The sequence below is a fragment of the Rhizobium sp. AAP116 genome, assembly GCF_001295785.1.
Taxonomy (GTDB): Bacteria; Pseudomonadota; Alphaproteobacteria; order Rhizobiales; family Rhizobiaceae; genus Allorhizobium.
In genome coordinates this window covers 376,041-402,402 of record NZ_LJIB01000002.1, presented here as the reverse complement: position 1 = coordinate 402,402, position 26,362 = coordinate 376,041, and the positions used below count along the sequence as shown (strand labels likewise).

Below are 26,362 nucleotides of genomic sequence, written 5' to 3'. Positions count from 1 at the left end.
CCATGAGCGCGATCAAGACGGCCCCTGAAAATGCCAAATCGCGCGACATCCGAAACCGCTGGTTCCTGAGCCTCCCGGCGCTTGTCATCATCTTCGTCGCAGCCCTCGGCCCGCTGCTGGTGATGGTGCTCTATTCCTTCCTCGAAAAGGGCGACTACGGCGATGTGAAATTCGGCGTCTTTTCGCTCGAAGGCTGGACCTCGGTCTTCATGCAGCGCGATATCTTCGACGACACGCTGGGCATCGCCGACGCGCATCTGGCGATCTTCTGGCGCTCCATCAAGCTCTCGCTCTACACGACGCTCTTCACCCTGATCCTGGGCTTCCCGACCGCCTATTTCATCGCGACCCGCCCGGCCCGCACCCGAGAAATCTGGGTTTTCCTCATCACCATTCCCTTCTGGACCAACCTCCTGATCCGCACCTTCGCCATGCAGCAGGTCATCCGCAACGAGGGCATTCTCAACAACCTGCTGATCTGGCTCGGCATCATCGATACGCCGCTGCAGATCATCTACACCGACACCGCCACCCTGCTCGGCATGACCTATGTCTATCTGCCGCTGATGGTGCTGCCACTTTATGCCTCGATCGAGAAGCTGGATTTCCGGCTGGTCGAGGCCGGATACGACCTCTACGCCAACCGTCTGCAGGTGCTCTGGCGCATTGTCATTCCGCTGGTGAAGCCCGGCCTGATTGCCGGCTCCATCCTGGTCTTCATTCCCTCGCTCGGGGCCTATGTCATTCCGCGCGTGCTCGGCGGTGGCAAGAACCTGATGCTGGGCAACCTGATCGAGCTGCAATTCGGCGCCGGTCGCAATTGGCCGCTGGGCGCTGCCATGTCGATCACGCTCATGGCGCTCGTCATGATCGCCCTGCTCTTCTATGTCCGCAACGCGGCAAAGTCGGGGGTGCGTCATGGCTGAACGTCGCTTCGATATCCGCTCGCAACCCGGCTTCGGGCTGATTGCGCTCTTTACCTTCTTCGCGCTCTATTTGCCGATCGCGACGCTGGTCGCCTATTCCTTCAACGCCAGCGACTCGCTCTCATCATGGGGCGGATTTTCTCTGCGCTGGTTCGCCTCGGCGCTGGAGAACAGCACGGTGCAGGCCGCTGCAATGCGCTCGGTCATCATCGCGCTCTGGGCCGCGGGACTGGCGACGATCGCCGCAACCATGGCAGCACTCGCCACCACCCGCACCGAGCCCTATCGCGGCCTGACGGCGAAATACGCTGTTATCAACCAGCCACTGATGATCCCGGAAATTGTTACGGCCGTGGCGCTTCTGATCGTCTTTTCGCGCATCAAGGTGTGGACCGGCTATTCCGGCCTCGGCTACCTGATCCTTGCCCATACGGCCTTCTGCATACCCTTCGCCTATCTGCCCATCCGGGCACGGCTGGAAAGCATGGATCTGACGCTAGAGCGGGCCGCCGCCGATCTCTATGCCACGCCCTGGCAGGCCTTCCGCTTCGTGACATTTCCGCTGCTGAGGCCTGCCATCATCGCCGGCTTCATGCTCGCCTTCGTGATTTCGCTGGATGACGTCGTCATCACCGAATTCGTCAAATCCGGCGGGCAGGACACGCTACCCACCTACATGCTCGGCCAGATCCGCCGTGAGACGACGCCGGAAATCAACGCGATTGCGACGATTTTCCTCGCCGCCTCAACGGTGCTGATCGTGATCTTCTTCTTCATCAACCGGCGCAAGCCGCAAGCATAAAAGCAACCAACAGAGAGGAACGGAGAATGACAATGAAATGGATGACGACCACGGCAATTGCCGCCATCTCGGTGCTGGGTTTCGCAGGCGCGGCCTCGGCCGCTGGCGAGCTCAACATCTACAACTGGGGCGACTATACCAGCCCCGAGATGATCAAGAAGTTCGAGGAGCAGTTCGACGTCAAGGTGACAATCACCGACTATGACTCCAACGACACCGCTCTTGCCAAGGTTCGCGCCGGCGGCCATGGCTTCGACATCGTCGTGCCCTCGGCCAACTACATGCCGATCTGGATCAACGAAGGCCTGCTGCTCGAAGCCCGTCCTGACCAGATGGAAAACTTCAAGAACGTCGATCCGCGCTGGGCCGATGTCGAGTGGGATCCGGGCCGCCGCTACTCGGTTCCGTGGCAGTGGGGCGTGACGGGCATCGGCGTCAACACCAAATTCTACAAGGGTGACATCAACACCTCGGCCATCTTCCTCGATCCGCCGGAAGAGCTAGTCGGCAAGCTGAACGTCACGCCCGAAATGAACGACGTTCTCTTTGCCACCATCAAGTATTTTGGCGGCGCCTGGTGCACGACCGACAAGGAAGTGCTGATGAAGGTCCGCGACAAGCTGGTCGAAGCCAAGGCCAAGTGGCTCGCCATGGACTATAGCGTCACCGACAAGCTGCCGACCGGCGACTATGCCGGCGTCTACTACTGGAACGGCGCCATCATGCGCTCCCGCCTGCAGAACCCGGACGTCAAGTTCGGCTATCCGAAGGAAGGCTATCCTGTCTTCATGGACAGCGTCGTCATCCTGAAGGATGCCAAGAACGTCGACAACGCCAAGGCCTTCATGAACTTCATCATGGCTCCGGAAAACGCCGCCATGCTGTCGAACTTTGCCAAGTATGCCAACGGCATCACGGGTTCGGAAGCATTCATGGATAAGGACATGCAGGGCGCGCCGGAACTGGTGATCCCCGCTGAACTGGAGAGTGCCGGCGAGTTCCTGCTGAGCTGCGAACCCGACGTGCAGCAGCTTTACACCCGGATCTGGACCGAAGTGCAGAAGTAACGCTGAACCACAAATGAAAAGACGGATACGGGAGGGCTTGATTGCCCTCCCGCAGGAGGAGCATGCCCTGATGACGACGCAGTTTGCCAAGGCCTATGGTTTTGAAAGACGGAACGTGACGCTTGCCAACTGGCGCGCGACCCCGTTTAGCCGCTTCAGCTTTGGCCATGCCGAGGAAGTGGTGCCGAGCGCCATGATCGCGGCAAGGGCCGAGGTGAGTGAAGGCGAACCCGTTGCGTCCGGTCTTCTGTCGCTGGCGCTGCCGCAGGGACTGGCCGGGCAGCCGGACGTCCGCGCTTATCTCGACTATGCCCATACCGACGCCTTCGTGCTGATGAAGGCGGGCACGATCGTCGCCGAACACTATGCCCCGCATGCCGGCATCGACCAGCGCCATATTGTGTTTTCGATCAGCAAGTCGCTGACCGCACTTGTCATCGCCTCGCTGGAAGCCGACGGGCTCATGGACCCCGATGCGCCCGTCACCAGCCTCCTGCCCGAAGCAGCTGGCTCCGCCTATGGCGACTGCAGCATCCGTGAAGTACTCGACATGCGCGTCAGCCTCGCCTTCGACGAGGCCTATCTGAACACCGACGGCGCCTATGCCCGCTACCGCCGCGCCACGCTCTGGAACCCGGCCGATCCGTCCCAGCCGGATGAAACCTTGCTGGCCTTCCTACTCACGCTGAAGAAGGATGCCCATCCGCATGGCGGCGCGCATTTCTATGCGTCGCCGAACTCCGACCTGCTCGGCATCCTGATCGAGCGCGCAACCGGCGAACGCTACGCCGATGTCCTGTCGACGCGCCTCTGGAAGCCGCTCGGCGCGAAGAACCATGCCAGCGTCACTGTCGATGTCGAAGGCACGGCGCGGGCCGCCGGCGGCATCTCGGTCACCGCCCGCGATCTCTCCCGCGTCGGCGAAATGCTGCGCAACGGCGGCATGGTCGACGGAAAGCGCCTCATCCCCGAAGCCTGGCTCACCGACATGCTGACGGCAGGCGATCACCAGGCCTGGGTCGACGGCAAATCCAACTTCTTCCCCAAGGGTCGTTATCGCAGCCAGTGGTACCAGTCCGGAGAACCGGACGGTGCCTTCTGCGCCATCGGCATTCATGGCCAGTGGCTTTACGTCGACCCATCAACTGAGACCACTATCGTCAAACTCTCCTCGCAGCCCAACCCGCTGGATGACGAGCTGAAACACGACAACTTCGCCTTCTTCCGCGCGCTCAGCACGTGGACCGCATGACTTCAGAGGAGCCTGAGATGGCAACCACCGCAGACATCATCATTACCAACGGCCTGGTTCTCACCATGGATCCGGCAGCCCCCCGCGCCGAAGCGGTCGCGCTCGCCGGCAACCGGATCCTCGCAGTCGGCACGCGATCAGAGATCGAGGCGCTGGCAGGACCCGAGACGCAGACCATCGACGCCAAAGGCGCGACCATCATGCCGGGCTTCAACGAAGCCCATATGCACATCTTCCCCGGCTCCGTGTCGCTGCGCCAGCTGAACCTGCATGGGGTCCAGGGCTTCGAGGCGCTCAAGGCAGCCATCCTCGACTATGCAGAGAAAAACCCGGATGAGCCTCTGCTGATGGGCTTTTCCGCCGATTATTCGATCATCTCGCTGACCGAACCCTGCACCCGCCACCACCTGGATGCGATCCTGCCCGACCGCCCCTTCATGATGTTCGCGCCCGACCATCACACCGCCTGGGCGAACACGGCAGCACTGGAGAAGGCGGGCATTCTGCAGGGCAAGGATGTCGGCATCGGCAACGAGATCGTCATGGGGCCCGACGGGCTGGCCAATGGCGAGCTGCGCGAGGGCAATGCCTTCGGCCCAGTCTCCGCGCTCGCTTCAACGGGGGGGCGCGAAGAACTCGGCATGGTCACCGGTATGGACCCGGAAAATGTCACGCCGGAGCAGTTCGCCCTCGACCGCGCCATCCTGAAGGCCGGCCTCGACTACTGCGCCTCATGGGGCGTTACCTCGATCCAGAATTTCGACGGCAATCATTACCAGTTGCGGCTGATGCGCGATCTGGAGCTTTCAGGCGAGCTCTCCTGCCGCATCCGCATCCCCTATCACATGAAAAATTTCATGGCGCTGGAGGATCTCGACAAGGCGGCCGCATGGAAGAAGGAATTCGCCACCGACATGCTGCGCGGCGATTTCGTCAAGGTCTTCATGGACGGCGTGCTCGACAGCAAGACGGCCTATATGCTCGACGGTTACGGCGACCGGCCGGGCTATACCTATGAGCCGCTCTTCACGCCGGCAGCCTTCGATGCGATCGCCACCAAGGCCGATGCGCTCGGCCTGCAGGTCGCAGTCCACGCGATCGGCAGTGCCGCCATCCGCCAGACGCTCGACGGCTACGAGGCAGCTGTGCAGGCGAACGGCCCACGCGGCAACCGACACCGCATCGAGCATATCGAGATCATCCATCCGGACGACATCCCGCGCTTTGCCACCCTTGGCATCGTCGCCTCCATGCAGCCGGTGCATTACCCGGGTGGCACATGCTTCCCGGCAGAACCGACAACGGCCAAGATCGGCGAGGATCGCTGGGACCAGGCCTATGCATGGCGGACGATGAAAGAAGCCGGCGCCCCTGTCGTCTTTGCCTCGGACTGGCCGGTTTCTCCGGTTTCACCTTTCCAGTGCATCCAGGATGCCTTGACCCGCAAACCCTGGAAGGAGGGTCTAAAAGATCAGCGCTTCTCGCTGATGGAAGCACTCGAAGCCTACACTTCGATCGGCGCCTGGGTGGAATTCATGGAAGATCGCAAGGGAATGCTGAAGAGAGGCTACCTCGCCGATGTTGTGGTCCTGACCAAAAACATCGAAGCCGTGTCACCCGAAGCGATCATGGACACCGTCCGCCCGGCCGTCACCATCTGCGACGGCCGGGTCACCTTCCAGGCCTGAAGAAAGACGAAACCCATGAGCGCCGATCTCGTCATTCACAATGCCCGCATCCTGACCATGGATGACGCGCATCCGCGCGCGGAAGCGATCGCGCTCACCGGGAACCGCATCATGGCAGTGGGCGGCAATGCCGAGATCCTTGAGCTCGCGGGACCACAAACACGCGTCGTGGATGCAGGCGGCGCCACGGTGCTTCCCGGTTTCAACGAAGCCCATATGCATATCTTCGGCGGCTCGGTCGCGCTCGGCGAACTGTCGCTCTTCGGCGTGAAGGGCTTCGATGCCCTTTCGAAAGCCGTTAAGGACTACGCCGCCGCCAACCCCGATCTGCCGCTGCTCGTCGCCCAGACGGCAGACTACACCATCCTCTCGGAAACTGAGCGCGTCACCCGGCACCATCTCGACCGTATCATCGCAGACCGCCCCTTCATGATGGTCGCGCCCGACCGGCATACGGCCTGGGCCAACACGATGGCATTGGAGAAGGCCGGTATCCTCCATGGCCGAGATGTCGGCGTCGGCAACGAGATCGTCATGGGCGAGGACGGTCTCGCCAATGGCGAGCTGCGCGAAAGCAACGCCATCCGCCCTGTCGCGTCGATGAGCGTGACCGGCGGTCGCGAAGGTCTCGGCGTCGGCACCGGCGGTGATCCAGAGCATGTCACTCCGGAAGAGCGCGCTGCAGACATCGAGGTGCTGAAGAAGGGCCTCGCCTATTGCGCCTCGCTCGGCATCACCTCGTTCCAGAATATGGACGGCAATCTCTATCAGCTTGAAATGCTGGCCGAGATCGATAGGACCGAAGGTCTGCCGTTGCGCGTGCGCATGCCCTACCACATGAAGAATTTCATGCCGCTCTCGGATCTCGAAGAGAAGGCCGCCTCCTGGAAGGCCCGCTTCGACACGGACAAGCTACGCTGCAACTTCGTCAAGCTGTTCATGGACGGCGTAACCGAGGGAGAGACGGCCGTCTTCGTCGACGACTACGCCCACAAGCCCGGCTGGAGGGGCGAGCCGCTATTCACCGGCGAATCCTTCAATGCGGTCGCGATCGAAGCCAATCGCCTCGGCCTGCCCGTCGCGGTTCATGCGATCGGTGACGGCGCGGTGCGTTTGGTACTCGACGGCTACGAGGCCTCGATCAACGCCAATGGCCGAAAGGACATGCGCAACCGCATCGAACATATCGAGGTGGTTCATCCCGACGACATCAAGCGCTTTGCCGAAACGGGCACCATCGCCTCGATGCAGCCCACACATCCGCCGGGCTCGGCAGGCCTGCCGCTTGAACCCTATCTCACCTATATCGGCCGCGAACGCTGGCCTTATGCCTTCGCCTGGAAGACGCTGGTCGATGCCGGTGCGACGATCGTCTTTGCCACCGACTGGCCGGTCTCGCCACTTCCCCCGCTCAGTTGCATCGGTGATGCGATGACAAGACAACCTTGGGCTGACGACATGCCGGACCACCGTCTTGGCCTGCACGAGACGCTGGCCGCCTATACCCGCACCAGCGCCTGGGTCGAATATATGGAAGACCGCAAGGGGGTATTGAAGCCCGGCTACCTTGCGGATGTCGTCGTCCTCTCCGGCGATATCGAAGCGACATCCCCGGACAACATCGCCTCGCTTTCTCCTGTTCTCACGATCTGCGACGGCCGCGTCACCTTCGAAGACGGAGGGGGCCGATGAGCGAGATCGCGGAGGCGTCCACCAACAGATCGACCGGCGGATCGGCACGCGGGCGCCCGCCGGGCGCGACCCGCAAAGGCCTCGAAACCCGCGTCCGCATCATCAAGGGTGCCCGCGAAGCGCTCGAAGAGGGCGGCATGGAGGCGTTGACCACACGCCGCATCGCCGCCTCCGCAGGCGTCAAGCTCGCCACCCTGCACTACTATTTCGACAGCAAGGAAAGTCTGCTGCTCGCCGTACTGGAAGATCTGATTGCCGATATGGAAGTCGCGTATCGCCAGGACGTTGCGCTGCCGGAGGCGCCAGAGGACCGGGTGGAGGCACTGATCCGGGCAAGCTGGCGCTACATCCAGCGCACCCGCAACAAGCAGATCGCCCAGGCGGAGCTTACACTTTATGCCCTTCGGACCAAAGGCTCCGAATGGCTCGCGACGCGGCAATACAATGCCTATATCGATTTCTACGGCCATCTCGTTTTCGAGGATGACAGCGACGAGGAACTGCGCCGGATCGGCCGCGCCGTCGCCCGTCAGATGCTGATCGGTATCGACGGGATCATCCTGCAAAGCTACGCGCTGCAGGACCTCTCCGCCTCGAATGACGATATCGAAGCTTTGATCATCGCCATGCGCGGCTATCTTCGCAGACTCATGGCCGAGCGCGGCAAGGCGCGCTAGGCAAGGTTCCAGATGCGTCTGGCGTTGCCGGCGAAAAGCTTGTCCTTCTCTTCCCTCGTACAACCATGCAGCAGCGCTTGCGTCGTCGCGACCCAGGTCGAGAGCCCGCCTCCGAGCGTGCAGACCGGCCAGTCCGAACCCCAGATCGCGCGATCGAAACCGAAGCATGCGATCGTTTGATCGAAATAGGGCTTGAGATCCTCCAGCGTCCAATTCTCCAGATCGCCATAGGCCGGGATGCCGGAGATCTTCACGCGGACATTCTCGCGCCTGGCAATGTCGGTGACCCCGGTCTTCCAGGTCTCGTAGCCATGCCCCTTGATATCGGGCACGCCGCAATGGTCGAGGATGAAAGTGACATCGGGCGCGAGATCGACAAGCGCCTTTGCCTTGTCGATCTGATGCGGCAGCATGCAGAGATCGAAGGTGAGCCCTGTCCCGGACAAACGCTTCACGTTCTCCCGGAACAGTGCGCCCTCGGAGACATCGTCGGGCACGACATGCAGCACGCGCCGGAAACCCTTGACGAAGGGATTGGCGCATTGCGCTTCGAGATAGGCAGAAAAATCAGGATCTTCCGGGCGGCAGGAGGCGATCACACCCTGGATGAAGCTATCAGGTGCCTGCGACAGCTCCTGGACCATGGCTGTTTCACCGGGGATGTCCTCAGGCGCGACATCCACCTCCATATGCAGCACCGAGGAAATCCCGAGCCTCTTCGCCTCCCGCGCATAGGTCTCCCAGGTGAAATCGGCATCGAGCGCGGCGACATCCTTCAGCCAGAGATAGCTGAGCTTGTCGCGGTAGATGAGATGCAGATGGGTATCGATGATCATGTGTGGCCCCTCCCAAGGCCTTAAGAGATTCAGGTTATATCTGGGGCATCCACACCAAGACCGGCGCCCGCCAGTGCGGAAATCCGACGTGCCGTTTCCCGCAGTGCTTCAAGCGTATGGGGGATATCGGGCGCCTCGGGCGCATTGATGATGCCGATATACGGCACGGTCAGCGCGCCCAGTGCCTCGCCGTCCGCGCCGAGGATCGGGGCCGACAGGTTGGTGACGCCGGCGGTCTGGGCGCTCGGCATCATCTCGTAGCCGCGCGCACGGATTTCGTCGAGGTGGCGAGCAAAGGCCTCGGTCATGCGCCCCTCCGGTCCGCCGCTGGCCACATGCTCCGCCACCATCATCGCGCGGACCTCCGGGCTTCGATAGGCAAGAAGCACATGGCCGGATCCGGTGTCGAAAAGGCCCATGCGCGAGCCGACCCGCATCGAAATGCCCCAATAGCCCGGCGCCTCCAGCTGGGCGATGACGACCGGATGGCCGCGGTCGTAGACGACGATATGGTTCTCCTGCCGGGTCACCTCCGCCAGTTCCCGCATCAGCGGCATGGCGAGCGAAGCGAGCCGCCGCGTTGGTGCATGCAACTGCGCAAGGCCAAACAGTTTAAGCGTCAGAACGTAGCGATCGCCATCGAGCCGCGCAACGTAACCGCGCTTCACCAGCCGATCGAGCATCCGGTAGAATTCATTTGGGCTACGGTCGAGCTTCTTGGCGATATCTGCCTGGCCCAAGCCGCCATCGACACCCGCAAGCAGTTCAAGAATGTCGAGCCCCTTGTCGAGCGCAGGCGCCCGGTAACGGTCCTGATCCACATCATTCACGCATGTCTCTCCTCGCAGCCCCGAACCACTCTTGACCTTTATGAATAAATGTTTTGCATATGAATGATGCTCGCATCGCCGGCCGGAATATGCAAGGGTCGCGTGACGAGGGATCGGCTGGAGGAGCCACGAGGATGAACCTGCCCCTGAAGAACAAGCATGTTTTGGTGACGGCCGCCGGCCAGGGCATCGGCCGCGCGAGCGCCATCGCCTTTGCCCGCGCCGGTGCGACCGTCGTCGCGACGGACATCAACACGGAAGCCCTGGCGACGCTCGAAGGCGAGGCTGGGATCACGACGCGCCAGCTCGACGTCCTGAATGAGCAGGCGGTGACGGCCGTGGTGGCCGAGACCGGGCCCTTCGACGTGCTGTTCAACTGCGCAGGTGTCGTGCATGGCGGAACGGTCCTGGACATGGCCGACAAGGATCTCGACTTTGCCTTCGATCTCAATGTCCGCGCGATGATCCGCACCATCCGCGCCGTTTTGCCGGCCATGCTCGAGCGAGGCGACGGCTCGATCATCAACATGGCTTCGGTCGCGAGTTCAATCAAAGGCGTGCCGAACCGTTTCGCCTATACCGTCACCAAGGCGGCCGTCATCGGCCTCACCAAGTCGGTCGCCGCCGACTATGTGACGCAGGGCATCCGCTGCAACGCCATCTGCCCCGGTACGGTCGAAAGTCCGTCCCTGCAGGACCGCATGCGTGCACAGGGGGACTATGACGCCGCGCGCGCGGCCTTCATCGCCCGTCAACCCATGGGCAGGCTGGGCACGCCGGAAGAAATCGCCGACCTCGCCGTCTACATCGCCGGCGCCACCTATACCTCGGGCCAGGCCTTTGCCATTGATGGCGGCTGGACGATCTGAGCAATGCCCATACGGCATTGCAAACAGCAAGACACTCAGCGGCTGAGCCGCCACCTTCAGGAAGGAAGAAGACCATGAAACTGATGCGCGTCGGCCCGTTGGGTCAGGAAAAGCCTGCAATCCTCGACAAGGACGGCAAGGTCCGAGACCTCTCGGGCCATGTCGCAGACATCGGCGGCACCGCCATCTCGCCGGAGGGTCTGGCGAAGATCGCCGCCATCGACCCAGCCTCGCTGCCGGAGATTGCCGTTGATCGCATCGGCGCCTGCGTCGCTGGCACTGGCAAGTTCATCTGCATTGGCCTCAACTATTCCGACCACGCCGCTGAGACGGGCGCTGCCGTGCCGCCGGAGCCGGTGATCTTCATGAAGGCGACCTCGGCCATCTGCGGTCCGAACGACGACGTGCTCATCCCCCGCGGTTCGGAGAAGACCGACTGGGAAGTCGAGCTTGGCGTCGTCATCGGCAAGACCGCAAAATATGTCTCGGAAGCGGACGCGATGGATTATGTCGCCGGCTACTGCGTCTCCCACGACGTCTCCGAACGCGCCTTCCAGACGGAGCGTGCAGGCCAGTGGACCAAGGGCAAGTCTTGCGACACCTTCGGCCCGATCGGCCCCTGGCTAGTCACGAAGGACGAGATCGCCAACCCGCACGACCTCAAGATGTGGCTCTCCGTCAACGGCAAGATGATGCAGGACGGCTCGTCGAAGACCATGGTCTACGGCGTCGCCCATGTCGTTTCCTACCTCAGCCAGTTCATGAGCCTACACCCTGGCGACATCATCTCCACCGGCACGCCTCCGGGCGTCGGCCTCGGCATGAAGCCGCCGCAGTTCCTGAAGGCCAGCGATGTGGTCGAGCTCGGCATAGAGGGTCTCGGCACGCAAAAGCAGACCTTCAAGGCTGATGTTTGAGTTCAACCTCTAAAACAAAGACCCCCGCCAACGTGGCGGGGGTCTTTTTGTTTTCAGGCGATGCGCAATCAGAACCTGTAATTGACGCCAACCCGGATCAGGTGACTCGACGGGTCGGACTTGTAGCTATCCGTCGGGCTGACAGTCCCGAGCGGCGAGGTGCGCTGACGGTAATCGGTATAAAGATACTCAGCCTTGAAGCTCAGCGCATCGGTCATGGCATATTCAGCTCCCACGCCGGCGACGTAACCGAAATAGGTCTGCTGGTCTTGCCCGTTGATCGCGCCGACCACCGGATCGACGCCGCCCTTGCCACCGGCCACGGCGAGACCACCGGTCACATATAGAAGCGTGCGGTCCATGGCCACACCGACGCGCGCGCGCGCCGTACCTTGCCAGCCCAGCTCGTAGTAGCAGTTCTGGGAGGGGAAGCCTGCACAGGCCTTGTCGCCCTTAATCTTCGCCCAGGAAACATCCGCCTCGACACCATAGACCATGTTGCCGTTTTGGATGTTATAGCCCGCAGTCACGCCGGCGAGGCCGCCGCGCAAGGGCGTTTCGGAAAACAGCGTGCCCGAGCCGGTCTGCGTTTCCACTTCGCCGACGGCGCCACCGCCGACAACACCGATATAGCCGCCGCCCCAGTCGTGAATGATATCAGCGACATCGCCCTGTGGCGGCAGCGGTAGTGGTGCATTAGATGAATTAAGGTCGGCTGCCGTCGCTGCCGTTGTGATAAACCCGGCAGAAATACCGGCAAGAAACAACCTGATGCTCACGAAAACTCCTGCGATCACACTGGCCACAATCTAAGTGGCTTATGGTTAACGTCCGGTTTTCCTAGCAACCCATGGAAGAAAAAAGCCGGGCGTCACCACCCGGCTTTACAGTTACGATCTGATCCGAAGCTTACTTGATCAACGGCAGGATGCTGTCGATCGACTTCTTCGCGTCACCGTAGAACATGCGCGTGTTCTCCTTGTAGAACAGCGGGTTCTCGATGCCGGAATAGCCGGTGCCCTGGCCGCGTTTGGAGACAAACACCTGCTTTGCCTTCCAGACTTCCAGAACCGGCATGCCGGCGATCGGCGAGTTCGGGTCTTCCTGGGCGGCCGGGTTGACGATGTCGTTCGAGCCAATGACGATGGCGACATCCGTTTCGGGGAAGTCTTCGTTGATCTCGTCCATTTCCAGCACGATGTCATAGGGAACCTTGGCTTCGGCGAGCAGCACGTTCATGTGGCCTGGCAGACGGCCGGCAACCGGATGGATCGCAAAGCGCACCGTCTTGCCGGAAGCACGCAGCTTGCGGGTCAGTTCCGACACCGACTGCTGTGCCTGGGCGACTGCCATGCCGTAACCCGGGATGATGATGACCGAGTCCGCATCATTGAGCGCATTGGCCACGCCATCGCCGTCAATCGCGATCTGCTCGCCCACGACTTCCATCTGCGGTCCCGTGGTTCCGCCGAAGCCGCCGAGGATGACCGAGACGAAGCTGCGGTTCATCGCCTTGCACATGATGTAGGAGAGGATGGCACCGGACGAACCGACCAGCGCGCCGACGACGATCAGGAGATCGTTCGACAGCGAGAAGCCGATGGCCGCTGCCGCCCAGCCGGAATAGCTGTTCAGCATGGAGACGACGACCGGCATGTCGGCGCCGCCGATGCCCATGATCAGGTGGTAACCGATGAAGAGCGCCAGAAGCGTCATCAGGATCAGCGTCCAGCTGCCGGCGCCCTGGAAGTAGAGGACCAGCAGGATCAGGGAGCCAAGGGCGGCAGCCGCGTTGAGCATATGACCGCCCGGCAGCTGCTTGGCCGTCGTGTTGACCTTACCCGCCAACTTTCCATAAGCGACCACAGAGCCAGTAAAAGTGATGGCACCGATGAAGACGCCGAGGAAGACCTCGATCTTCAGAACGGCGATCTCGGCACTGGTCTTCTCGGCAATCTTCAGGGCGAAGCCGCCGAAATCGCCAAACACCGTCGCCTGACCGGCCTGGGCCGCACAGGCCGCAGCGCTCAGCGGATCGCAGCCGGTGAGCCCGGCGTCGGCTAGTGTGCTGGCGATGCGCCACATCTCGATCTCGGCATTGAAACCGATGAAGACGGCGGCGAGACCGACCAGCGAATGCATGGCGGCCACGAGCTGCGGCATTTCCGTCATCTGCACGCGCTGGGCAACGACCCAGCCGATACCACCGCCAATGGCAATCATGACGACTGAGACGAACCAGTTGCCCGCACCAGGACCATAAAGCGTTGCGACGACGGCAAGCCCCATGCCGACGATGCCGTACCAGACAGCGCGCTTGGCGCTTTCCTGGCCGGACAGACCGCCGAGCGACAGGATGAAGAGAACGGCTGCGACGACATAGGCCGCTGTGGTGAATCCGTATTCCATGTGTGTGTCCCCTCCCCTAACTCAAGACTTCTGGAACATGGCAAGCATGCGCCGTGTCACCATGAAGCCGCCGAAGATGTTGATGCCGGCCATCAGGACCGACAGCGCACCGAGGATGATAACCAGGAAGTTACCGGACCCGATCTGCATCAGGGCACCCAGAATGATGATCGAGGAGATGGCATTGGTGATCGCCATCAGCGGCGTGTGCAGCGAGTGGCTGACATTCCAGATCACCTGGAAACCGACGAAGCAGGCGAGCACGAAGACGATGAAGTGGCTCATGAAGCTGGCGGGCGCATAAAGACCGGCAAGCAGGATCAGCGCACCGCCACCGGCGAGCAGCGCCACCTGATTGCGGGTCTGGGTCTTGAAGGCCAAGATTTCCTGCGCCCGCTTCTCCTCGGGCGTGAGCTCCTTCACCTTTTCCTTGGGCTTCGCAGCCGCGATCGCCTGGATCTTTGGCGGCGGTGGCGGATAGGTGATCTCGCCGTCCTTGGTGACGGTGGCGCCGCGGATGACATCGTCTTCCATGTTGTGCGCGACAACGCCGTCCTTGGCCGGCGTCAGATCGGTCATCATGTGGCGGATATTGGTCGAGTAGAGCGTCGACGACTGCGCGGCCATGCGGCTCGGGAAGTCGGTATAGCCGACGATGGTGACACCGTTCTCGGAAACGATCTTCTGATCCGGCACGGTCAGGTCGCAATTGCCGCCGCGTTCTGCCGCGAGGTCAACGACGACGGAGCCGGGCTTCATTGCGGCGACCATGTCAGCCAGCCAGAGCTTCGGAGCATCCCGGCCCGGGATCAGGGCCGTGGTGATGACGATGTCGATCTCGGGCGCCAGTTCGCGGAACTTGGCAAGCTGCTTTTCGCGAAATTCCGGCGAAGAAGGGGCTGCATAGCCGCCCGTTGCCGCGCCGTCCTGTGTGGCTTCGAATTCGAGATAGACGAACTGCGCGCCCATGCTTTCGATCTGCTCGGCGACCTCAGGGCGGACGTCGAAGGCATAAGTAATGGCGCCGAGCGAAGTCGCGGTGCCGATCGCGGCCAGACCGGCGACGCCTGCACCGATCACCAGAACCTTGGCCGGCGGCACCTTGCCAGCCGCCGTCACCTGACCGGTGAAGAAGCGGCCGAAATTGTTGCCGGCCTCGATCACGGCGCGATAGCCGGCGATATTGGCCATCGACGATAGGGCGTCCATCTTCTGGGCGCGGCTGATGCGCGGCACCATGTCCATGGCAACGACGGTCGCGCCCTTGTCTTTGGCCTGCTCGAGCAGAGCCGTGTTCTGGGCCGGATAGAAGAAGGAGATCAGGGTCTTGCCAGGTCCGAGACGATCGACTTCAGCCGTTTCCGGGGGACGCACCTTGGCGATGATGTCGGCCGTTTCGTAAAGCGCGGCGGCCGTCTCGACCACTGTCACGCCGGCGGCGCGATAGGCGTCGTCGGACAAGCCCGCAGCCTTGCCTGCACCGCTTTCGATCACGCATTCATAGCCGAGCTTCTGCAACTGTGTGGCGCTGTCCGGCGTCATCGCGACGCGGGCCTCACCGGCATAAATCTCCCTTGGCGATCCGATCTTCAATCCCATCTCCCAAACTCCGTTCGAACGGGTTCTACCTACTGTCCTTCGCCCAAAGTCGAAGGACTCTCCGATCGCGGACACGACCAGAACTAAGGCCCCCTGTCTAGTCCAGCTCCGAGAACAAATGACGGTTTTGTCCCTAGGCTTATCCGCTTAAACCGATTTTTGTTGCAGCGCACACGCGCGGCTCCCGCCGACACCCAATGGAACAATTGACCGCTGGCCCTGTTTCCCAAGGGAACAACGCACCAAGGAGACCCACATGCTGCAATGGATCCTCATCCTTCTTCTGATCGCCGCCGTCGCAAGCCTGCTCGGTTTTCGGGGCGTGGCCGGCGCCTCGGCTGGCGTCGCCAAGATCCTGATTTTCATCGTCTTGATCGTCATGATCATCGCGCTTTTCACCGGCGTCCTCATCGTCGCCTGACGAGAGTTTACCCAGACGTGAAAAGGCCCGCACGCTACCCAGGCGATGCGGGCCTTTTTGTACGCCCCGATCAGATCAGGGGCCTTACTCTTTGCTCGTCCGGGGTCCAGCCGGAGATCTCCTGCAGGCCGAGCGGGTCGACGATGTCGCAGCCCCGCTCGCGCCAGCGAATGAGCCCCCGGTCGGCGAGCTTCTTCAGCGTCTTGTTAGTATGGACAATCGAGAGCCCGAGCGTGTCGGCAAAATGCATCTGCGTCACGGGAATGTGGCGGTGATTGTCGCCGAGAATGCCGGAATTCATCCCACGGTCGAACAGGAAAGCGAGGAGGTAGGAAGCCCTTTCCAGCGCAGACCGGCGTCCGATGCTGAGCAGATGTTCGTCGAGAATGGACTCTTCGCGCGCGGCAAGCCAGGTGAGATCAAAGCCCAGCCCCGGATGCAACTCGAACAGGGAAAACAGGCGACTTCTTTCGAAGACGCAGAGCGTCATGGGTGTCAATGCTTCCACCGAATGCTGCATCTCGGCCATCACTGCGCCCTGCAAGCCGATCATGTCACCGGGTACGATATAGTTCAGGATCTGCCGTCGGCCGTCTTCGAGAATCTTGTAGCGAAAGCCCCAACCGGAAAGCACGGTGTAGAGATGTGCGCTGCGCGCGCCTTCGACGAGGACCGTGGTCCCGGGATCGGCAGCGAGCTCGCCGCGCTTGAAGGTGGACACAAACTCCAGTTCCGCTTCAGTGAAGGGGCGGAACCGTTTCATCTGCCGCAAGGGACATTCGAAACAGCTGATGCGAATGGGAGAGTGACGCGGTTCAATTGCCACGGGATAACCTCGTTTGTCCGTCATGCTGTTCCAGGCTGGAACAATGAAGGCTGCACATGTCTTTTTTAAATGACGCTCGTCGGGGCACGTCCCATAACGCGCTCCTGACAAAAGGAAGTTCCATGATGACTGCGCCGCTCCGCGTTCTCGTTGCCGAGAACCAGTATCTGATTGCCATGGAGGTGGAGCGCATTCTTCTCGACGATCTGCCTTGCGATGTGACCATCGCCCCGCTGGCCCGCCTGGCGGAGGCCGTACAGACGACCGCATTCGATGTGGTGATCATCGACGCAGTCTTGCACGAGTCCTTGAATGTGGAACGTGCAGACCTGATCATGAAAGCCGGCGCGAAGCCGGTCTTTCTGTCGTCCTACGGCCATTTCACCGACATCCCAAGCATCGTGACCGCTCATCCGCTGGTCACAAAGCCGCCGCAGGCCCATGAACTGGCTGCGGCGGTTTTGAAAGCGGCGCATGGTCACGGGCCCTCAGACGGCGAAGGCCTTCTTGATGACCGCTGAACTGTGCGCATCGGGGCCGTAATCGCCCTCGCCGCTCACACCCAGGATCTCCTGAAGCTTGTTGCGCGCCCGATTGATGCGGCTCTTGATGGTACCCACGGCACAACCGCAGATTTCGGCGGCTTCTTCATAGGCGAAGCCGGAAGCGCCCACGAGAATGATCGCCTCGCGCTGGTCGCTCGGCAACTGATCAAGTGCACGCTTGAAGTCCTGCAGGTCGAGTGAACCATACTGTTGCGGATGGGTGGAGAGCTGCGACGTGAAGATGCCGTCGGTGTCGGAGACCTCGCGCCCACGCTTGCGCATCTGCGAATAGAATTCGTTGCGAAGAATGGTGAAGAGCCAGGCCTTCATGTTGGTGCCGGGCTCGAAATGATCCTGCTTCGCCCATGCCTTCATGATCGTGTCCTGCACCAGATCGTCGGCGACGTGATGGCGGCCGGTCAGCGATACGGCGAAGGCACGCAGGTTTGGCAGCGCTGCCAAGAGGTCGCGCTTGAAGGAGCGGGCGATCGACTTCTCGTCAACGGTCATCGAGCATTGTCCTTGATGCGAGTGGACTCACTGGCCTGGCGTTCGGCCACATCCAGTTGCTCCAGGAGCTGGAGGAACCGATCCGGAATCCCTTCTTCCTGTACCGACTGATAGTATTCGCGCAATTGCGCGGACACGCCGGGATGAAAGGCGGCCATTCCAGGCAGCCCGTTCGTAGCCGGCGCTTTCTTCGAATGTTCTGTCATTTGGTCCAACGGGTTTGAAACAGTGTCGCCTGACAACGCCAAAGGGCGCAGAAGGTTCCCGAACATGCAATTTTTTTATTTCAACGCTGCGCCGCTCTCGAAACCGTGATCCCGATGGAACAAAGCCCGGTAGCCAACGTTCAACCGGCATCGAAACAGGAGAACCCAATATGCTTTATTACGCACTCGTATTTCTGGTCGTCGCCTTGATCGCTGGCGTCCTCGGCTTCGGTGGAATCGCTGGCGCATCGGCTGGTATCGCCAAGATCCTCTTCGGTATCTTCATCATTCTCTTCCTCATTTCGCTCGCCATGCGGCTCTTCCGTCAGGCGTGAACGGGAAGCTAACGTAGCAAAAAAGGTCGCTTCCGAAGAAGCGGCCTTTTTTCATGGGACAAATTCGGATCAAAGCTCAGAGCATGATCCAGACGACAGCGGCGAATAGCAGGACGAGAATGACGCCGAGCGTCGTGACGGTGAAGGGGCCGTAGCGGGGCGGCACCTGAGATTCGAGGTCCTGGTCGAGGCCAGCCTGCTGTGCGACATGGCGGTTCTGCGAGTCGATATTGACGGACTTAGGTTCCGCCGAGGCTTCGGGCTTCATCTTCATTCTCCATAACGTTCGGCTGGGACGGGCGGCACCAAGGCCTGCGCTTCGGCAGGGCCCGCGGTTGAAACAGGTGCGCCGAGCACCGCGAGCTTGTTCGGGTCGATCGTCTGACGGATGTTTCGACCAGCAATCAGATCGGCACTCACGGGGAAACAATCCCCATAGATGATCTCGGCCATGGCCCGAGCGCGCTTAAGTTCTTTCGGCAGCGCGCCATAGCAAGCCTCGTCCGTATCATAGGAGATAACAGCGACCGGGTCCTGCAGACAGGTGGTGTCTTGCGGATGGCAGGCCACAATGACCATTAGGGCAGCCATACTGTTCATGATCGTTCTCCGTGTTACCTGAAGGTTAACGCGAAGACTGCACGACAGTTCCGGGAACAACGGCGTGAGACGCCTGTTCTGCCGGGGTTTATGAGCGAATCAGGCCATGAATGTAGTGGAGTTTGCCAATCACCGGCTCGGACAGCACGAAGGGATAGAGATCCTGCTGCCCCATGCTGCGATTGATACTATTGATCGCCAGCGTCAGCGGCACCCAGGCGCGGATCAGGGCGCCTGCACTGCCCATGCCATAGCTGTCGAAGGTTCGCGTCAACTCGATCGCCGGCAGATCGGCCTCGACATCGGGATTGGTTCTGAGGCCGAAGGCATCCGCCGTGTCGAGTGCATCGACGATGTGGAAGTAATGGGCAAAGGTCTCGGCGAAATCCTCCCAAGGATGGCTCGCGGCATAGGCCGAGATGAAGCTGTTCTCCCAACCTAGCGGAGGCCCCTCGGCATAGTGGCGTTTCAGAGCCTCGCCGTAATCGGCCCGCTCGTCGCCGAACACACTCCGGAAGGCCTCGAAGGCATTCCTGTCCCGCACGAGGACATTCCAGTAATAATGGGCCACCTCATGGCGGAAATGGCCAAGCAGAGTGCGGAAGGGCTCTCCGAGCGCCACACGCCGTGCCTCACGTTCTGCGTCGGAACCCTCGGCGATGTTCAGCGTGATCAGGCCCTCGGCATGACCGGTCAGCACTGGTCCGTCACTGCCGTCTGCCGGATCGTCTGCGAGGAATTCAAACCCCAGACCTTGCTCGGGATTGGCTTTACGCGTCACCAGCGGCAGCCTGAACCGCAGTAGCGAATAGAACAGCCCGCGTTTCGCAAGCTCGATCCTCTGCCAGTTTTGCAGGTTTTCCGGCACCGACAGATCCGGGATCGTCACATTGTGCCGGCAGGCGACACAAAAGCCGCTGTCGTCCTCATCTTCAACGAGCCAGTTGCACCCACCGAGGGCTGCATTGGCGCAAGGCCGAGTGCTACCAGTTGCCGTCATACCCTGGTTCAGTGCATGCGTGCCAGAAGCATCCAGCGCCACCATGTCGAGACTTGTCGGACGGAAGGCCAGACGCGCGCCGCATGTGACGCAGCCGTCATTTTCGAAATGCACGACGTTCGAACAGTTGCTGCAACTGAACAGGCGCATGACCGTATCTTTCCATGAAAGGACACCCGCGGGGGCGCCAAAGGATCAGTCGAAGATCTCGAGCGGAAAGCGCAGCTCGTACCGCACCTGTCCGTCCGTCAGTTCGTGATGCGCCTCGCCGTTCACCGAAGATGGAACAACGCGTTCCAGCACGGTGCTGCCGAAGCGGGCCGCCTTGACTTCTTCGTTTTCGCGCGCGGTGAATGGTTCGGACCAGACGATCACCACCACCGGACCCGCGGGCGTTTCGAGCTTCCGGCACGAGACCTCGATCGGCTGACGCCGCTGCAGGAAATCGCCATGGCTGACGGCATTGACAACCAGCTCATGCAGGGCAAGCCCGATATGCAGCGAAGCATTGGGTGTCAGAAGAACGTCGTCGCCGGACACATGGACCAGATCGGCGTTTTCCTGAACGTAGCGATCGACCTGCTGCTTGAGGAGATCGCGGAAATAGGCCCCCCGCCAGCTGGAGTCGGTGATCAGGTCTTGCGACTGGGACAGGGCATGCAGCCGGCCCCGGAATTTTCCGAGGAACATGTCCAGCGTCCCGGAATAACGGGCCGTCTGAGATGCGATACTCTGGATGATGGCGAGAAGGTTCTTCGACCGGTGGCTGACTTCCCGCAGCAGTGCGCGCAAAAGCCTTTCACGACGCCGGTCTTCGGTGCGATCGATGACGACGGTGATCAGATGCAAGTCGTGATCCGCCATCTCGACCATGCGGCAGCGGAATTCGAAGAAAGTATCGTCTCCAGCTTCGATCTCGAGCTCCGCATGATCCCCGGCCTTATCGAGCCCGGACTTCAGCTCAGCGAGCTTTTGCCCGATCTCCGGCCCGAAGATCGTGTCGTCGGACGGAGTTGCGCCCGCCGCCAGCCGCCAGCGAGCCGGCAGCGAGGTGATGCAGACATAGGTACCATCTTTATCCTGAAGGGTGAGGCTGGCGCCCATATCGATGAGCGCGGTTATGAAGAACTCCCGCAGCTGTTCGTCGCCGCGCTGAGGTTCAAACCATGTCAACCGATGTACCAATTGCCTGCTCCGCCATTATCGGCATCTGGGACCGGCTCCGTCTGCCGGTCCATTCCTCGCTCTAACCTATGCCCCAAAAGAGCTATATCAAGCCTGCTCGGTCACGCGCTCGTTGAAGAAAAGCGCTTGGCTGATCAAAGCCTTGACCATGTCGGGGTTGAACGGCTTGGTGACCAGGAAGGCAGGCTCCGGACGCTCGCCGGTCAACAGACGTTCCGGGAATGCCGTGATGAAGATGACCGGGATACTATCGACCTTGAGGATGTCGTTCACGGCATCGATGCCCGAGCTTCCATCCGCAAGCTGGATGTCGGCGAGGACCATTTTCGGGCTGGTACGCTTGTAGAGATCGACGGCTTCGGCATGGGTACGGGCGATGCCGGTCACGCGGTGACCGAGGTCTTCGACCATCTGCTCGATGTCGAGCGCGATCAGAGGCTCGTCTTCGATGATCATGATATCGGTGGCCACCTGGCGGGAGATTTCCATCGAGGCCTCGTTGAAGAGCGCGTTGAATTCGGCTTCGCCGACGCTCAGCACACTGGCCGCTTCAGAGGTGGTGAAGCCTTCGACCGTGATCAGAAGGAAGGCGTGGCGCGCGCGCGTCGGCACCGATGCAAGGTTGGCGGCGGCCCGCTTTTCCCAGGCAAAGGGCGAGGTGATCGTCGGAAGCTCGACCTTGGTTGAATCGTAGATCGTCACGAACAGCTTGTAGAGAGCGACACGGTCATCACCAGTGTCGGGAAAAATGGAGATGTCGGCGATCAGCGCTTCCAGGACCGCTGCGACATAGGCATCTCCGGAAGTCTGCGAACCGGTGACGGCGCGAGCATAACGCCGCAGGTAGGGAAGATGGACAGCGACGCGGGCAGTAAGGGACATGCAGTTCTCCAATCGAAATGGATAAAGGTGCGGACTCGCCAGAAAACGCGGCTCGGAAAAAAATGTTCCATCGTCTTTGGAACTTTTTTGCCTCTTCGGGCTTATCACGTTAATTGTCGTCTCGCTTGGCAAACTGACGGAACTGGACAGACATGGCTGAAGGCCCTCCGGATGGAAAAAAATCGAAGAAACTGTCCGAGGCAAAGCGGCAAAACACGAACGCGCTCATAGCTTCAAAGCTTCGTGGATACTACGACAGCATCGTCGAAGAAGGCACTCCCTCACATCTTCTCGACCTGCTTGAAAGGCTTCACGACGCGGAAGCAGAAGCCAGGTCCAGGAAACCCTGACATGTCGACGGCCGGGCTTCGAAAAGCCCAGCCTGCAATCAAAAGCGTTCGTTAATCACGATCGCTGCCGATACCTTGCGATTTGGCGACCCCGTAGGCGACCGCTGCAATCGCCGCGGCAGTCAGCAGGGACCGTCCCTTCATCAGCGCCGGCACACCGGCCAATAGCTGCAGCGTCATCGGATCAGGCAGCCGTGCCCTTGCAGCCCTTTGACGGGCTTCCATGCGCCGCTCGGCGCGACGGTTGATCGCCTGAACCACGACAATGACGATGATGGCGCAAAGCGCCGTCACGCCAGCAATGACCAGAGCCGCATAGACTGGACCGATCACGCCGCTCAGATAGAATCCGAGCGCCAGAAGCAGCGCGACATAGGTCGTCAGCCCCAACACACCGGCGATCGCACCCGCCATCACTGAGCGCCCGACCTTGTTGGCGGTCGGCCGCACCTTGCCAAAGGCGACGATGCCTAGTTGTCTAAGGAGTGGCAGCATGATCAGCGCCGGCTGAGAAGCGCAAGGACGTAGCCGACGCCGGCTGCCATGGCGAGCGACTGAAGCGGCTTGGCGCGAACATAGGCCTCGATGTCTTCTTCGGCATTCATGAAGCGCTCGCGCGCGCTGTCAATGTACTCCTGCGAGGTTTCACCGGCCTGACGGATCTTGCCGCCACCGAAGGAGGCAACGGTCTGGGTCAGCGCAGCGATATCGCGGCGCAGGGCCTCGAGGTCGGCCTGGACGTCACCGCTGGTTGCGGTACCCGCCGTATTCGCCGTGTCTTCGATGCGGTCCGCGAAATCGTTTGCCGTCGCTTCGATCTTGCTCTTGGAGGCGCTCGGTACCTGGGCCATGGAATTCTCCTTCGCTTGTTCATGAAATGCAGTTCACAACAAGAACGCCGAGACAGGGCGAGTGTTCCATCATGTACCCGGGCTTTTCTTAGCCATGGCAAGGCCGACCCGAATCTTGACGCGCCCCTTACTGGACAGTGGAACTTCCGTCCGGCCGCCGACGTTTTCAGCGCCGAGGACATCACGCCTCGACATTTCACCAACACGGGAGAAATCCGATGAATTGGAATCAGATCGAAGGCAATTGGGAACAGTTCAAGGGCAAGGCCCAGAGCCAGTGGGGCAAGCTTACGGGTGACGATCTCGACGTCATCGCCGGCAAGCGCACGGAACTCTCCGGCAAGATCCAGGCTGCCTATGGCAAGACCCAGGAAGAAGCCGATCGCGAGATCGACGACTGGATGAGCCGCAGCTGAGACTGACAGGTTTTAGAATGCCCGGAACCCGGAAGCACCTGCTTCCGGGTTTTTTGTTGTGCCTCAGGCAGCCACCGTGCTTGCGCCGTAGGTCACACCCTTTTCTTTCAGCCAGCGGCGATAGGCGATGGACGAGGCATCTGCCCTAGTCGGGATCTCCTTGCGCGGCTCCAGCGGAAGAAGCACCGGCCGCTGGTTTTCCAGAATGATGCGATCCTGCAGGAAGATCATCTGCTGGAAATGGATAAGCTCCGTCGTCGTGGAGACATCGTCGATCAGATACATGATCGGATGCGCGCGGCAGCGGCCCGGATCGAGCGGCTGGACGAAGAGCCCGATGACATCCCAGCGATTGGTGGCGTTGGGACATGTCTTGTAGAGGATCGTGGTGAACGGCGTCATCACCCGGTACATGTATTGTGTGGTAATGCCGTCAGACGCAGACAGAGCGGCCTGCGGCTGGAAGAAGGTGCAGTTGGTCGCCCAGACCTCGTCTTCCTCGCGCCGGATCTCGACATCGTAGCTCTGCACTTCCGTATGCGGCTCTGCCCCCAGAACGTCGGTATGGACGAAGGGGAAATGCGCCATGTCGAGAAAGTTCTCGACGATGCGAAGACCTGATGCCTTCACGGTGACGACACCGCAGGGCACGTAGCGTCTATCAGGCTCGTCGGCCTCCGGCAGCGGAAAGATCTCGCGCTCGGGCTGGCCCAGTGTCGCCCAGAGAAAGCCGAAGCGATGGCGTAGCGGAAGCGGCTCCGCCCGCCCCTGGGCAAAGACCTCGATCGCCCCATCCGCCTGCTTGACGACGGTGAGATCCGTCCCGAGCAGCCGGTTCTGCGATCGACCAACCGGGATCACCGCCTCGGTATCGAGCACATACCACTGATCAAGCGACGCCTTGTCGATACCGTTCTGCATAATCTGTCTTTCCTCTGGAGCACGGGAGAAACCGCTTGAAACCCGATCTCGCCCGCCGCTAGATTGCCCAAAAATTAGAGCGCGCACAATTGCAAGGCAACACTGATCCCCATCCGATGACGGCGAAAGCCGACCATAAAACCGTCGGCTTCACCTTTTCCGGGAGGCTGGAGCCGCAGGGCTTCATTGCGTTTGCCGAACATCGCGCGGCACGCCTGTCGCTCGGGCTGACGATTGCGGCCTGCGACCACGATCGCTGTCGCTTGACGCTGTCGGGACCGGAAGCCCTGATCGACGCCTTCGAAATGGCGGTCAGCCTCGGCCCCTATGACAGCATCGTGCTTGACGTATCAAGATTTCAAACCGACGAAGACCTGCCCGCAAAGGCCGCATCATGACATCAGCCTCTCCCTGGATCCCCGTTGCCCTCTCCGCCGACATCGAAACCGGCACCTCTGCCGGAACACTCGTCAATGGCGAGGAGCGCGTCGTCTGGCGTGACGACGAGGGCGAAATCCACGTCTGGGAGGACCGCTGTCCGCATCGCGGCATGCGCATGAGCTTCGGCTTCGTGCGCGGCGACCACATCGCCTGCCTCTATCACGGCTGGCGCTACGATACGTCAGGCCAATGTCGCTACATCCCGGCCCATCCCGATCTCGAGGTACCCCAGACCATCAAGGTCCCGACCTTTGCCGCAACCGAACGCGCCGGCATCGTCTGGATGGCGCCGGATGGGGCAGATGCGGCTGAGCTCTCGACAATACCCGAGACCGCCGAACCAGTTCGCAGCCTCTTCCTCGACCTGTCGACGAACGCGGCTTTGCTGGCGGTGACGGCAGCCCCACCCGAGGGGTACCGGCCGGTCGAGAGCGAGACCGGCACAGTGACATTGCAAGGGAACGACGTGACCGTCCTGATCGCAGCCCAACCCCGCAACGCCGGCCGGACCGCCTTGCACATCACGGTGACCGGACACACCGCCGCAGCCCTTCGCCGCGACCTGATCCTCTGGGCCACGGAGCTGCGCAACCGCGTTGAAGCCCAGATGGTGGAGGCAGCTTGATGATCAGGCTCTACGATTACCATCTCGACGAAAACGGCTTTCGCGTTCGCCTTCTCCTCTCCATGCTCGGCCTCTCCTTCGAAACGGTTGCCATCGACAAGGCACCCGGCCGCGAGCAGGAAATGCCGCATATGCTGGCGCTCAACCCGACCGGCACGCTGCCCATTCTTGAGGACGGCGACGTCAGGCTTTTCGGCACGGCTGCGATCCTCGCCTATCTCGTCCGCGCTCATGCGCCCGACAGTGGTTGGCTGCCGGCCGATGCCGCAGACTTCGGCCGCGTCCAGCAATGGCTGGGCTTCTCAGACCGCGAACTGAAGCACGCCGTGGACGCCCGCGAGGCAGCTCTCTTCACCTCAGAGGGCGCAAGCGAGGCGGATCTCAAGGCAGCCCGCAAAGCCTTCCGCATCATGGAAGACCACATGACGCTGCGGCAGGTCGAAGGTTCGGACTGGTTCGTCGGCAACACCCCAACGCTGGCCGATCTGGCACTCCTTCCGAGCTTCGCTTTGTCGCGCGACTGCGGCACCGACCACGACGAATACCCGGCCCTTCGCCGCTGGCTGCGCCGCTTCCGCGCGCTTCCACGCTTCATCACCATGCCGGGCGTACCGGATTACCACTGACCTGCCTTGCTGGCCGAAAACGCCTCGGCTAGGTCGGAGGACCAGCAGGGAGGTTCGC

The 26,362-nt window shown here is 61.2% G+C and carries 33 protein-coding genes; 17 read left to right on the top strand and 16 right to left on the bottom strand.

The window, feature by feature from the left end:
• Window positions 1-2 precede the first annotated feature (2 nt).
• The 7 genes from IP85_RS01920 to IP85_RS01890 all read left to right on the top strand — a co-directional run bounded on the left by IP85_RS01920 (window position 3) and on the right by IP85_RS01890 (window position 8,104).
• Window positions 3-926, top strand: coding sequence for an ABC transporter permease (locus IP85_RS01920; RefSeq protein WP_054147960.1), 924 nt, complete (start codon window positions 3-5; stop codon window positions 924-926).
• Entirely contained in the window at window positions 919-1,728 is an 810-nt protein-coding gene (locus tag IP85_RS01915) for an ABC transporter permease (protein WP_054147959.1), read from the top strand. The genes IP85_RS01920 and IP85_RS01915 overlap by 8 nt, the downstream gene beginning before the upstream one ends.
• Window positions 1,729-1,760: 32 nt before the next feature.
• Entirely contained in the window at window positions 1,761-2,795 is a 1,035-nt protein-coding gene (locus IP85_RS01910; RefSeq protein ID WP_054147958.1) for an extracellular solute-binding protein, read from the top strand.
• 70 nt (window positions 2,796-2,865) lie between these two features.
• Entirely contained in the window at window positions 2,866-4,047 is a 1,182-nt protein-coding gene (locus tag IP85_RS01905; protein WP_054148015.1) for a serine hydrolase, read from the top strand.
• Between the two features lie 17 nt (window positions 4,048-4,064).
• The gene (locus tag IP85_RS01900; RefSeq protein WP_054147957.1) at window positions 4,065-5,735 is read left to right on the top strand and encodes an amidohydrolase; all 1,671 of its coding nucleotides are present in this window, start codon (window positions 4,065-4,067) and stop codon (window positions 5,733-5,735) included.
• Window positions 5,736-5,750: 15 nt separating this feature from the next.
• A complete protein-coding gene (locus tag IP85_RS01895) occupies window positions 5,751-7,427 on the top strand; it encodes an amidohydrolase (RefSeq protein WP_054147956.1) in 1,677 nt (558 codons plus the stop codon).
• On the top strand, window positions 7,424-8,104 hold the full coding sequence (locus tag IP85_RS01890) for a TetR/AcrR family transcriptional regulator (protein ID WP_054147955.1): 681 nt from the start codon (window positions 7,424-7,426) through the stop codon (window positions 8,102-8,104). The genes IP85_RS01895 and IP85_RS01890 overlap by 4 nt, the downstream gene beginning before the upstream one ends.
• Here IP85_RS01890 and IP85_RS01885 read toward each other — a convergent pair.
• Window positions 8,101-8,940, bottom strand: a complete 840-nt coding sequence (locus tag IP85_RS01885; protein ID WP_054147954.1) for an amidohydrolase — start codon at window positions 8,938-8,940, stop codon at window positions 8,101-8,103. The genes IP85_RS01890 and IP85_RS01885 overlap by 4 nt on opposite strands.
• Before the next feature lie 29 nt (window positions 8,941-8,969).
• Window positions 8,970-9,770: an IclR family transcriptional regulator gene (locus tag IP85_RS01880; protein WP_054147953.1), complete on the bottom strand. Its 801-nt coding sequence runs from the start codon at window positions 9,768-9,770 to the stop codon at window positions 8,970-8,972.
• Window positions 9,771-9,904: 134 nt separating this feature from the next.
• Between IP85_RS01880 and IP85_RS01875 the strand changes: the two genes are divergently transcribed.
• Window positions 9,905-10,639, top strand: a complete 735-nt coding sequence (locus tag IP85_RS01875; protein WP_054147952.1) for an SDR family oxidoreductase — start codon at window positions 9,905-9,907, stop codon at window positions 10,637-10,639.
• 74 nt (window positions 10,640-10,713) lie between these two features.
• Window positions 10,714-11,556 (top strand): fumarylacetoacetate hydrolase family protein, encoded by an 843-nt coding sequence (locus tag IP85_RS01870; RefSeq protein ID WP_054147951.1) that lies wholly within the window; start codon window positions 10,714-10,716, stop codon window positions 11,554-11,556.
• Window positions 11,557-11,624: 68 nt separating this feature from the next.
• Here IP85_RS01870 and IP85_RS01865 read toward each other — a convergent pair whose 3' ends face one another.
• The 3 genes from IP85_RS01865 to IP85_RS01855 form a co-directional block, all read right to left on the bottom strand.
• Window positions 11,625-12,335, bottom strand: coding sequence for an outer membrane protein (locus IP85_RS01865; protein ID WP_171901598.1), 711 nt, complete (start codon window positions 12,333-12,335; stop codon window positions 11,625-11,627).
• A gap of 130 nt (window positions 12,336-12,465) precedes the next feature.
• Window positions 12,466-13,965, bottom strand: coding sequence for an NAD(P)(+) transhydrogenase (Re/Si-specific) subunit beta (locus tag IP85_RS01860; protein WP_054147949.1), 1,500 nt, complete (start codon window positions 13,963-13,965; stop codon window positions 12,466-12,468).
• Between the two features lie 21 nt (window positions 13,966-13,986).
• The gene (locus IP85_RS01855; RefSeq protein WP_054147948.1) at window positions 13,987-15,558 is read right to left on the bottom strand and encodes a Re/Si-specific NAD(P)(+) transhydrogenase subunit alpha; all 1,572 of its coding nucleotides are present in this window, start codon (window positions 15,556-15,558) and stop codon (window positions 13,987-13,989) included.
• Window positions 15,559-15,820: 262 nt separating this feature from the next.
• Between IP85_RS01855 and IP85_RS21825 the strand changes: the two genes are divergently transcribed.
• Entirely contained in the window at window positions 15,821-15,985 is a 165-nt protein-coding gene (locus IP85_RS21825) for a DUF1328 domain-containing protein (protein WP_069043333.1), read from the top strand.
• Between the two features lie 70 nt (window positions 15,986-16,055).
• Here the strand turns inward: IP85_RS21825 and IP85_RS01850 are convergent, their stop codons facing one another.
• A complete protein-coding gene (locus tag IP85_RS01850; protein ID WP_069043332.1) occupies window positions 16,056-16,835 on the bottom strand; it encodes a Crp/Fnr family transcriptional regulator in 780 nt (259 codons plus the stop codon).
• 101 nt (window positions 16,836-16,936) lie between these two features.
• On the opposite strand from IP85_RS01850, the gene IP85_RS01845 reads away from it, so the two are divergent.
• Entirely contained in the window at window positions 16,937-17,332 is a 396-nt protein-coding gene (locus IP85_RS01845; RefSeq protein WP_156322697.1) for a hypothetical protein, read from the top strand.
• On the opposite strand, the gene IP85_RS01840 is transcribed toward IP85_RS01845, so the two are convergent.
• Entirely contained in the window at window positions 17,300-17,866 is a 567-nt protein-coding gene (locus tag IP85_RS01840) for an RNA polymerase sigma factor (RefSeq protein ID WP_054147945.1), read from the bottom strand. The genes IP85_RS01845 and IP85_RS01840 overlap by 33 nt on opposite strands.
• Complete coding sequence (locus tag IP85_RS22600) at window positions 17,863-18,138, bottom strand: NepR family anti-sigma factor (protein WP_054147944.1); 276 nt, start codon at window positions 18,136-18,138, stop codon at window positions 17,863-17,865. Before IP85_RS22600 ends, IP85_RS01840 begins: the two co-directional genes overlap by 4 nt.
• Before the next feature lie 104 nt (window positions 18,139-18,242).
• Between IP85_RS22600 and IP85_RS21820 the strand changes: the two genes are divergently transcribed.
• Window positions 18,243-18,407, top strand: coding sequence for a DUF1328 domain-containing protein (locus IP85_RS21820; RefSeq protein WP_069043330.1), 165 nt, complete (start codon window positions 18,243-18,245; stop codon window positions 18,405-18,407).
• A 76-nt stretch (window positions 18,408-18,483) separates the two neighbouring features.
• On the opposite strand, the gene IP85_RS01830 is transcribed toward IP85_RS21820, so the two are convergent.
• From IP85_RS01830 to IP85_RS01810, 5 genes are all read right to left on the bottom strand, one after another.
• Window positions 18,484-18,675, bottom strand: a complete 192-nt coding sequence (locus IP85_RS01830; RefSeq protein ID WP_054147943.1) for a hypothetical protein — start codon at window positions 18,673-18,675, stop codon at window positions 18,484-18,486.
• Between the two features lie 2 nt (window positions 18,676-18,677).
• On the bottom strand, window positions 18,678-19,007 hold the full coding sequence (locus IP85_RS01825; RefSeq protein ID WP_245280784.1) for a hypothetical protein: 330 nt from the start codon (window positions 19,005-19,007) through the stop codon (window positions 18,678-18,680).
• Between the two features lie 88 nt (window positions 19,008-19,095).
• Window positions 19,096-20,157: a putative zinc-binding metallopeptidase gene (locus tag IP85_RS01820; protein ID WP_054147942.1), complete on the bottom strand. Its 1,062-nt coding sequence runs from the start codon at window positions 20,155-20,157 to the stop codon at window positions 19,096-19,098.
• A 45-nt stretch (window positions 20,158-20,202) separates the two neighbouring features.
• The gene (locus IP85_RS01815; RefSeq protein WP_082347547.1) at window positions 20,203-21,180 is read right to left on the bottom strand and encodes a sensor histidine kinase; all 978 of its coding nucleotides are present in this window, start codon (window positions 21,178-21,180) and stop codon (window positions 20,203-20,205) included.
• A gap of 99 nt (window positions 21,181-21,279) precedes the next feature.
• Window positions 21,280-22,074, bottom strand: coding sequence for a response regulator (locus IP85_RS01810; RefSeq protein WP_054147940.1), 795 nt, complete (start codon window positions 22,072-22,074; stop codon window positions 21,280-21,282).
• 152 nt (window positions 22,075-22,226) lie between these two features.
• On the opposite strand from IP85_RS01810, the gene IP85_RS22335 reads away from it, so the two are divergent.
• The gene (locus tag IP85_RS22335; RefSeq protein WP_082347546.1) at window positions 22,227-22,424 is read left to right on the top strand and encodes a NepR family anti-sigma factor; all 198 of its coding nucleotides are present in this window, start codon (window positions 22,227-22,229) and stop codon (window positions 22,422-22,424) included.
• 51 nt (window positions 22,425-22,475) lie between these two features.
• Here the strand turns inward: IP85_RS22335 and IP85_RS01805 are convergent, their stop codons facing one another.
• On the bottom strand, window positions 22,476-22,919 hold the full coding sequence (locus tag IP85_RS01805) for a hypothetical protein (protein ID WP_054147939.1): 444 nt from the start codon (window positions 22,917-22,919) through the stop codon (window positions 22,476-22,478).
• A 2-nt stretch (window positions 22,920-22,921) separates the two neighbouring features.
• Window positions 22,922-23,275 carry a DUF883 family protein gene (locus IP85_RS01800; RefSeq protein WP_054147938.1) on the bottom strand — a complete coding sequence of 118 codons (354 nt, stop codon included), beginning with the start codon at window positions 23,273-23,275 and terminating at the stop codon, window positions 22,922-22,924.
• Between the two features lie 218 nt (window positions 23,276-23,493).
• On the opposite strand from IP85_RS01800, the gene IP85_RS01795 reads away from it, so the two are divergent.
• The gene (locus IP85_RS01795) at window positions 23,494-23,691 is read left to right on the top strand and encodes a CsbD family protein (RefSeq protein ID WP_054147937.1); all 198 of its coding nucleotides are present in this window, start codon (window positions 23,494-23,496) and stop codon (window positions 23,689-23,691) included.
• Window positions 23,692-23,754: 63 nt separating this feature from the next.
• On the opposite strand, the gene IP85_RS01790 is transcribed toward IP85_RS01795, so the two are convergent.
• Window positions 23,755-24,612, bottom strand: coding sequence for an aromatic ring-hydroxylating dioxygenase subunit alpha (locus IP85_RS01790; protein WP_054147936.1), 858 nt, complete (start codon window positions 24,610-24,612; stop codon window positions 23,755-23,757).
• A 116-nt stretch (window positions 24,613-24,728) separates the two neighbouring features.
• Here IP85_RS01790 and IP85_RS01785 point away from each other — a divergent pair, with 116 nt between their 5' ends.
• From IP85_RS01785 to IP85_RS01775, 3 genes are read left to right on the top strand one after another with little or no spacing between them, the layout of a single operon-like run.
• Entirely contained in the window at window positions 24,729-25,010 is a 282-nt protein-coding gene (locus IP85_RS01785) for a hypothetical protein (RefSeq protein ID WP_197277974.1), read from the top strand.
• Window positions 25,007-25,678 carry a Rieske (2Fe-2S) protein gene (locus tag IP85_RS01780; protein ID WP_054147935.1) on the top strand — a complete coding sequence of 224 codons (672 nt, stop codon included), beginning with the start codon at window positions 25,007-25,009 and terminating at the stop codon, window positions 25,676-25,678. Before IP85_RS01785 ends, IP85_RS01780 begins: the two co-directional genes overlap by 4 nt.
• Window positions 25,678-26,304: a glutathione S-transferase family protein gene (locus IP85_RS01775; RefSeq protein WP_054147934.1), complete on the top strand. Its 627-nt coding sequence runs from the start codon at window positions 25,678-25,680 to the stop codon at window positions 26,302-26,304. The genes IP85_RS01780 and IP85_RS01775 overlap by 1 nt, the downstream gene beginning before the upstream one ends.
• The last annotated feature ends 58 nt before the right edge of the window (window positions 26,305-26,362 follow it).

What these genes read in the sequence shown, in the direction of transcription:
- IP85_RS01920 (WP_054147960.1), top strand. Translation starts at nt 3, where the DNA reads ATGAGCGCGATCAAGACGGCCCCTGAAAATGCCAAATCGCGCGACATC.
- IP85_RS01915 (WP_054147959.1), top strand. Translation starts at nt 919, where the DNA reads ATGGCTGAACGTCGCTTCGATATCCGCTCGCAACCCGGCTTCGGGCTG.
- IP85_RS01910 (WP_054147958.1), top strand. Translation starts at nt 1,761, where the DNA reads ATGAAATGGATGACGACCACGGCAATTGCCGCCATCTCGGTGCTGGGT.
- IP85_RS01905 (WP_054148015.1), top strand. Translation starts at nt 2,866, where the DNA reads ATGACGACGCAGTTTGCCAAGGCCTATGGTTTTGAAAGACGGAACGTG.
- IP85_RS01900 (WP_054147957.1), top strand. Translation starts at nt 4,065, where the DNA reads ATGGCAACCACCGCAGACATCATCATTACCAACGGCCTGGTTCTCACC.
- IP85_RS01895 (WP_054147956.1), top strand. Translation starts at nt 5,751, where the DNA reads ATGAGCGCCGATCTCGTCATTCACAATGCCCGCATCCTGACCATGGAT.
- IP85_RS01890 (WP_054147955.1), top strand. Translation starts at nt 7,424, where the DNA reads ATGAGCGAGATCGCGGAGGCGTCCACCAACAGATCGACCGGCGGATCG.
- IP85_RS01885 (WP_054147954.1), bottom strand. Translation starts at nt 8,940, where the DNA reads ATGATCATCGATACCCATCTGCATCTCATCTACCGCGACAAGCTCAGC.
- IP85_RS01875 (WP_054147952.1), top strand. Translation starts at nt 9,905, where the DNA reads ATGAACCTGCCCCTGAAGAACAAGCATGTTTTGGTGACGGCCGCCGGC.
- IP85_RS01870 (WP_054147951.1), top strand. Translation starts at nt 10,714, where the DNA reads ATGAAACTGATGCGCGTCGGCCCGTTGGGTCAGGAAAAGCCTGCAATC.
- IP85_RS01860 (WP_054147949.1), bottom strand. Translation starts at nt 13,965, where the DNA reads ATGGAATACGGATTCACCACAGCGGCCTATGTCGTCGCAGCCGTTCTC.
- IP85_RS21825 (WP_069043333.1), top strand. Translation starts at nt 15,821, where the DNA reads ATGCTGCAATGGATCCTCATCCTTCTTCTGATCGCCGCCGTCGCAAGC.
- IP85_RS01850 (WP_069043332.1), bottom strand. Translation starts at nt 16,835, where the DNA reads ATGACGGACAAACGAGGTTATCCCGTGGCAATTGAACCGCGTCACTCT.
- IP85_RS01845 (WP_156322697.1), top strand. Translation starts at nt 16,937, where the DNA reads ATGACTGCGCCGCTCCGCGTTCTCGTTGCCGAGAACCAGTATCTGATT.
- IP85_RS01840 (WP_054147945.1), bottom strand. Translation starts at nt 17,866, where the DNA reads ATGACCGTTGACGAGAAGTCGATCGCCCGCTCCTTCAAGCGCGACCTC.
- IP85_RS22600 (WP_054147944.1), bottom strand. Translation starts at nt 18,138, where the DNA reads ATGTTCGGGAACCTTCTGCGCCCTTTGGCGTTGTCAGGCGACACTGTT.
- IP85_RS21820 (WP_069043330.1), top strand. Translation starts at nt 18,243, where the DNA reads ATGCTTTATTACGCACTCGTATTTCTGGTCGTCGCCTTGATCGCTGGC.
- IP85_RS01830 (WP_054147943.1), bottom strand. Translation starts at nt 18,675, where the DNA reads ATGAAGCCCGAAGCCTCGGCGGAACCTAAGTCCGTCAATATCGACTCG.
- IP85_RS01825 (WP_245280784.1), bottom strand. Translation starts at nt 19,007, where the DNA reads ATGAACAGTATGGCTGCCCTAATGGTCATTGTGGCCTGCCATCCGCAA.
- IP85_RS01820 (WP_054147942.1), bottom strand. Translation starts at nt 20,157, where the DNA reads ATGCGCCTGTTCAGTTGCAGCAACTGTTCGAACGTCGTGCATTTCGAA.
- IP85_RS01810 (WP_054147940.1), bottom strand. Translation starts at nt 22,074, where the DNA reads ATGTCCCTTACTGCCCGCGTCGCTGTCCATCTTCCCTACCTGCGGCGT.
- IP85_RS22335 (WP_082347546.1), top strand. Translation starts at nt 22,227, where the DNA reads ATGGCTGAAGGCCCTCCGGATGGAAAAAAATCGAAGAAACTGTCCGAG.
- IP85_RS01805 (WP_054147939.1), bottom strand. Translation starts at nt 22,919, where the DNA reads ATGCTGCCACTCCTTAGACAACTAGGCATCGTCGCCTTTGGCAAGGTG.
- IP85_RS01800 (WP_054147938.1), bottom strand. Translation starts at nt 23,275, where the DNA reads ATGGCCCAGGTACCGAGCGCCTCCAAGAGCAAGATCGAAGCGACGGCA.
- IP85_RS01795 (WP_054147937.1), top strand. Translation starts at nt 23,494, where the DNA reads ATGAATTGGAATCAGATCGAAGGCAATTGGGAACAGTTCAAGGGCAAG.
- IP85_RS01790 (WP_054147936.1), bottom strand. Translation starts at nt 24,612, where the DNA reads ATGCAGAACGGTATCGACAAGGCGTCGCTTGATCAGTGGTATGTGCTC.
- IP85_RS01785 (WP_197277974.1), top strand. Translation starts at nt 24,729, where the DNA reads ATGACGGCGAAAGCCGACCATAAAACCGTCGGCTTCACCTTTTCCGGG.
- IP85_RS01780 (WP_054147935.1), top strand. Translation starts at nt 25,007, where the DNA reads ATGACATCAGCCTCTCCCTGGATCCCCGTTGCCCTCTCCGCCGACATC.
- IP85_RS01775 (WP_054147934.1), top strand. Translation starts at nt 25,678, where the DNA reads ATGATCAGGCTCTACGATTACCATCTCGACGAAAACGGCTTTCGCGTT.